We start from the raw sequence: 5,420 nt of genomic DNA, 5'->3' as shown, positions 1-5,420 counted from the left end.
TGTTGATTGTTAAAGATCGTATTCGGTACTGCCTTGCTGCATCCAACGAATCGTTTTGTTCGTCAGCAGCAGAGGAATGAGATTATGCAGTGTTTCGCTTAACTCGTCAACTCCATCTTTTTCTTCAGCGCACTCGGCATGGCCGTTTATACAAGTTTAATTCGTTGATTCTATTAAACTTTTCGTGCGCCGCAGAAGCAGGACGCGAACTATAGCAAACCCTCCGCCCCGAGCGCAAGAGGCGTCCGTCGCTTTTTGTACGATAGGCTAGCGGATGGCCGGTACCAGCTGCCCGAGAATGGCATGCGCCGCCTCGACGCGCGCCGGAATCGGGTAGTTCTTATTCGCCAGCATGACGATACCGACCCGGTGCTCCGGTACGAACAGCACATAAGCGCCGAACCCACCGGTGGCGCCGGTCTTGTTAAAGAGCGTCCCGCGCGGCGGCGCCTGCGGCGGCTCGAGCCTGGTAACGGCATTGAAGCCGCGGCTCATCTTCTCGGAATTCCCGGCCTGCAGCTGCGCCAGGCTCACCGGCGCGCGGTACTGCTCCCAGCCGAGCCCCTGCACGGTGTCGCCGACCCGGAAGTAGCCGGCGTGAGTGCATTCCAGCGCCTGCCGCATCGGCTCGTCGAGCCGGGAAGGATCGATGTTCTCCTGCACGAAGCGGATCATATCGGCGGTGCTCGACTTCACGCCATAGGCTTCCGCATCGAAGAYGCCGGGATTGACCCGCACCGGCTTGTTCGCGCTGTTGTATCCCCAGGCGTAATCCGCCATCGACGCGGCCGGCACGCGGACATGACTGTGCTTCAGGCCGAGCGCAGGGAACAGCTTGCCCTCGACGGCATCGGCAAAGCCCATATGCAGGGCCAATGCCGTCACATGTCCGAACAGGCCGATGCTCGGATTCGAATAGCGGCGCTGTGTCCCCGGCGGCGCGTCCGGTCTCCAGTTGCGGAAGTAGGCCAGCATCTGCGCATCGTTGGTGACCTCGTCCGGAAACTGCAGCGGCAGGCCGCCGGCCGTGTAGGTGCCGAGTTCGAGCAGGCTGGCGCGGTCGATCGCACTCCCTCTCAGCTGCGGCATGAAGCGGCCCGGATGGTCGTCGAAGGACAGCTTGCCCTGGCCGTGGGCATAGCAGCCCAGCGTCGCGGCGAAGGTCTTGCTGACCGAGCCCAGCTCGAACAGCGTGTTCTCGCTGACGGGAATGCCCTTCTCCTTTGATGCCAGGCCATAGTTGAAGAACATGGCATGTCCGTCGACAGTCACGGCGACCGCCATCCCGGGCACGTCGTGCTGCGCCATCAGGGGCCGGATCGCGCGGTCGACGGCGTCGCGCACGGCGGCATCGGAGACATTCGCGGCGCGGCCCGCGAACGGCAGAAGGCAAAGACAGGTCAGGGCGAGGCGCCCGATGGCTTGCAGACGGATGGTCAAGAGAATCTCCCGTTGATGGTGACGCGCCAGTATAGGCAGGGCCATACCGCCGCAACCAGCACCGCCGTCACGGCGCGCCGGCGTTTCGTCACATCGCCGACTTCAGCGCATGCAGATAGCGTTCGCTCACCGCCACCGCGGCGCCGCTACGCAGCGTCAGCCGGTAGCTGCCGTCGCCGACGGTCTCCAGGCGGGCGATCTGGCTGCGCCGGACGATCGCACTGCGGTGCACGCGCAGGAAGTCTTCCGGCGCAAGCAGCGCTTCCAGGCGGTTCAGGGTGATACGGTGCAGGACCGTGCGACCTTCCAGATGCAGCTCGACGTAGTTGCCCGCCGATTCGACCCACAGGATGTCGTCCACGCGGATCTGCTCGATGCGGCCGACCGAACGCACATTGATGCGCTGCAGTCGCTCCACGGCCTTGCCCACACCGGCATCGACGTAATCGCGCAGGGCCGCGCCGTAGGCTTCGCGCTGACGCTGGCCCAGCATGGCGCCGATGCGTTCGACGGTCTGGGCCAGGCGCGCGTCGCTCAAGGGCTTGAGCAGGTAGTCGAGGGCGTGCACCTCGAAGGCGTCGACCGCATGCTCGCTGTAGGCGGTCACGAAGACGATCAGCGGCGGCTCGCGCATGCGGCTGACTTCGCGCGCGAGCACGAGGCCGGATTCGGCCGGCATCTGGATATCGAGGAAGATCACATCGATCTCCTGGGCAGCCAGTGCCGTGCGCGCGGATGCGGCGCTGTCGCACTCCGCCATCAGGCGCCAGTCGGCATGTGCGCCCAGGGCCAGGCGCAGGTTGGCGCGGCTGGGCGCTTCATCGTCGACGATCAGGTAACGCACGCTCATCGCTCAGTCCCTGTCCAGCGGCAGGCGGACCTCGGCCACGAAGCGGCCGTCTTCCACGCTGGTGACCAGCGAGGCGGTAGGATGCATCAGCTTGAGCCGTTCGCGCGTATTCGCCAGCCCGAGCCCGGCGCCGGGGTTCGGCGACGCCTGCGCGCTGACGGGATTGGCGACGCGGATGGCGAGCGTCTCGTCGTCCTGCGCGAAGACCAGGCGGATGTCGCTCGGCCCCTGGTGGCAATCGAGATCGTGGCGCAGCGCGTTCTCGATCAGCGGCTGCAGCAGCAGCGGTGGACACTCGACTTCGTGCAGCAGCCCGCCCTCGCCGTCGATCCGCACCTGCAGCCGGTCGCCATAGCGCAAGCGCTGCAGATCCAGGTAGTCGCGCACGAACTGCAGCTCGGCGGCGACGGTGACGGTATTGCGCACGCTCGCCGACAGCGCGTAACGCAGCAGGTCGCTGAGGCGCTCGATGCCGCCGAGGGCGAGTCTGCGGTCGCCGTCGCGCACCAGGGCGCTGATCGCGTTCAGGGCATTGAACAGGAAGTGCGGCTCGAACTGGGCGCGCAGGGCCAGCATGCGTTGCTGCTCGAGGGCCAGGCGCAGGTTGAGCATATCGGTCTGGCTGCGCTGCCAGGCCAGTTCGCGCTCGCGTGCCTGGCGCCAGTAATGGATGGCGAGGATGGCGGCGAAGGTGCCGGTGGTCGAGAACCAGCCGACCAGCAGCATCTTCATCAGCAGCAGGCGGGCATCCTCGAAGCTGCCGACGTGGAGGTAGCCGCGCAGCCAGGCCATATAGGTCCATTGCGCGGGCTGGAACAGGAACACGAGGCCGAAGAACAGCGCGACCACATTGCGCGGCCGGGCAATCAGGGCCGGCCAGCGCGCGAGGATCAGGCTGAGTCCCGCGCTGAGGACGATCAGCGGCACCGCATACTCGATGAACCAGGTCACCAGCAGGGCCGGATAGTGGCTGTCGACGCCGACGCGCAGGTTGTCGCTATAGGTCTGCAGGGCGCCGAGGGCGCTGATGGCTGCCCACACCAGCACGGCCATGGCGATGGTCCTGGTTGCGGGCGGCGTGCGCGGAAGAGAGAGCTGCGTCATCGGAAAAGTATAGCAGCGGCCCGGTTCGCCGGATCGGCCGCGGCGGCCGGCTTCATCACGCGGATGCGGGGTTTCGTCACCGCCCTGCTGCCACGGCGGCGGACCGCTTGCAGAATCGTCCAGGCCTCATTCGAACCCTCTTCACTTTTGTCCGCACATGAAAAAAACCATCTGCCTTGCCGTCGCCATTGCCTTCGGCGCCTCCATGAACGCCGCCGCCGCCGACTGGTTCGCGCCCCAGGATCCCTTCCCCTTGTACGGCAACAGCTACTATGTCGGTACCGGCGGCATCAGCGCGGTGCTGATCACCTCACCGGCCGGCCACATCCTCATCGACGGCGGCCCGACCGGCGCGTCTGACCAGATCGCCGAGCACGTGCGCCGGCTCGGCTTCAAGGTCGAGGACATCCGCTACATCCTGAACGGGCACGAGCACTTCGATCACGCCGGCGGCATCGCCGCCTTGCAGAAGCTGAGCGGCGCGACGGTACTGGGCAGTGCGCCATCCGTGGCGGTGCTGCGGTCCGGCCAGGCCGACAGGCGCGACCCGCAATATCCCAACCTGGAAGCGATGACGCCGGTCGCCAACACGCGCAGCGTGCGTGACGGCGAGGTCGTGAGACTCGGACCGCTCGCGGTCACGGCCCACTTCACGCCCGGACATACGATGGGTGCGACCAGTTGGACCTGGCAGTCGAGCGAAGGCGGGCGGACCATGAACATGGTGTACGGCGACAGCCTGACCGCAGTGGTTGCCGATGGCCTGAGCTTCAGCGGGAATGCGCTGTACCCGAATGCGCGGGCGGATATCGAGCGTTCGATCGCCACCGTCAAAGCCCTGGATTGCGATGTGCTGGTGAGCTCGCATCCGGAGGCGAGCGAGATGTGGGAAAAGAAGGCGAAACAGGCGACGCTCGGCAATGCGGCATTCGTCGACCCCGAGGGCTGCCGAAAGTATGCGGCGAAGGCGCGGGCGATGCTGGCAAAAATACTGGCCGCGGAAGCTGCGAAAGCTGCGGAAGCGCCGTCCGCCTATCGGCTCGACGACACCGAAGTGCGCGACGTGCACGCACGGGCGCTGAACCGCGATTACCAGGTCTTCATCGCACTGCCGGAATCCTATCGTTCGTCGGATCGCCGTTATCCGGTGCTGTTCGTCACCGATGCCGCTTACGGTTTTCCGGTCACGCGCAGCATCGCCCAGCGGCTGGCCAAGCATGCCGGCCTGGAGGAAGCGATCGTGGTAGGCCTGTCTTACGCAAAAGGYGACAGCGCCGTGTTCAGCCGGCGCCGCGATTACACACCGTCGATGCCGCGCACACAAGGGTATGTGTCGGAAACGCCGGGACGGGCGGTGGCGTTCGGCGAGGCGGAGGCATATGGCGGCTTCATCGCCGATGACGTGTTTCCGCTGATCGCGTCGCACTATCGCGCGGACATGCGCCGCAAGATCTTCGTCGGCCATTCCTACGGCAGCCTGCTGGGCCTGCAGCTTCTGCTGAGCCGTCCGAAAACCTTCGAGCATTACATCCTCGGCAGTCCCTCCTTGTGGTTCGACCGCGGCGTGATGTTCGATCGCGAAAAGGCGTATGCGAAGGGGCACAAGGATATGCCGGCATCGGTATTCTTCGGCATCGGCGGGCGCGAAACGCTGGCGGCCGGGAAGACGCGCTCACGGAATGAAGAGGATGCCGATATGGTGGCCGATTTGAGGGAATTCGATGCGGCGCTGAAAGCGCATCGCTATCCAGGATTGGCGACGCATCTGGAAGTCTTTGCGGACGAGGATCACGCAAGCGTATTCCCGCTGGTGCTCACACATGGACTGCGGGCGTATCTGAAACAGGCGCGCTAGAAAAGCAAAAAGCCCGCTCAAGGAATTGAGCGGGCTTCTGCGAATAATTAGCCTGACGATAACCTACTTTCACACTGGTTGCAGCACTATCATCGGCGCAAAGTCGTTTCACGGTCCTGTTCGGGATGGGAAGGGGTGGTACCGACTTGCTATGGTCATCAGGCATGACTT

Annotated in this window: 4 protein-coding genes and 1 rRNA gene; 1 reads left to right on the top strand and 4 read right to left on the bottom strand. The window is 64.8% G+C overall.

Features of this window, described 5'->3' with window-relative positions:
• Positions 1 to 267 precede the first annotated feature (267 nt).
• From ampC to AC1DIX_RS27240, 3 genes are all read right to left on the bottom strand, one after another.
• Positions 268 to 1,428 (bottom strand): class C beta-lactamase, encoded by a 1,161-nt coding sequence (ampC, locus tag AC1DIX_RS27250; RefSeq protein WP_477328423.1) that lies wholly within the window; start codon positions 1,426 to 1,428, stop codon positions 268 to 270.
• Between the two features lie 100 nt (positions 1,429 to 1,528).
• Positions 1,529 to 2,290: a LytR/AlgR family response regulator transcription factor gene (locus AC1DIX_RS27245; protein ID WP_477328421.1), complete on the bottom strand. Its 762-nt coding sequence runs from the start codon at positions 2,288 to 2,290 to the stop codon at positions 1,529 to 1,531.
• Between the two features lie 3 nt (positions 2,291 to 2,293).
• On the bottom strand, positions 2,294 to 3,394 hold the full coding sequence (locus AC1DIX_RS27240; protein WP_477328419.1) for a sensor histidine kinase: 1,101 nt from the start codon (positions 3,392 to 3,394) through the stop codon (positions 2,294 to 2,296).
• Positions 3,395 to 3,551: 157 nt separating this feature from the next.
• Between AC1DIX_RS27240 and bla the strand changes: the two genes are divergently transcribed.
• Positions 3,552 to 5,249, top strand: coding sequence for a subclass B3 metallo-beta-lactamase (gene bla, locus AC1DIX_RS27235; protein ID WP_477328417.1), 1,698 nt, complete (start codon positions 3,552 to 3,554; stop codon positions 5,247 to 5,249).
• A 50-nt stretch (positions 5,250 to 5,299) separates the two neighbouring features.
• Here the strand turns inward: bla and rrf are convergent.
• A 5S ribosomal RNA gene (rrf, locus tag AC1DIX_RS27230) occupies positions 5,300 to 5,412 on the bottom strand.
• Positions 5,413 to 5,420: the final 8 nt, after the last annotated feature.

Source organism: Massilia sp. 05N420, from assembly GCF_056397205.1.
This window is presented reverse-complemented; position numbering and strand designations above follow the sequence as displayed.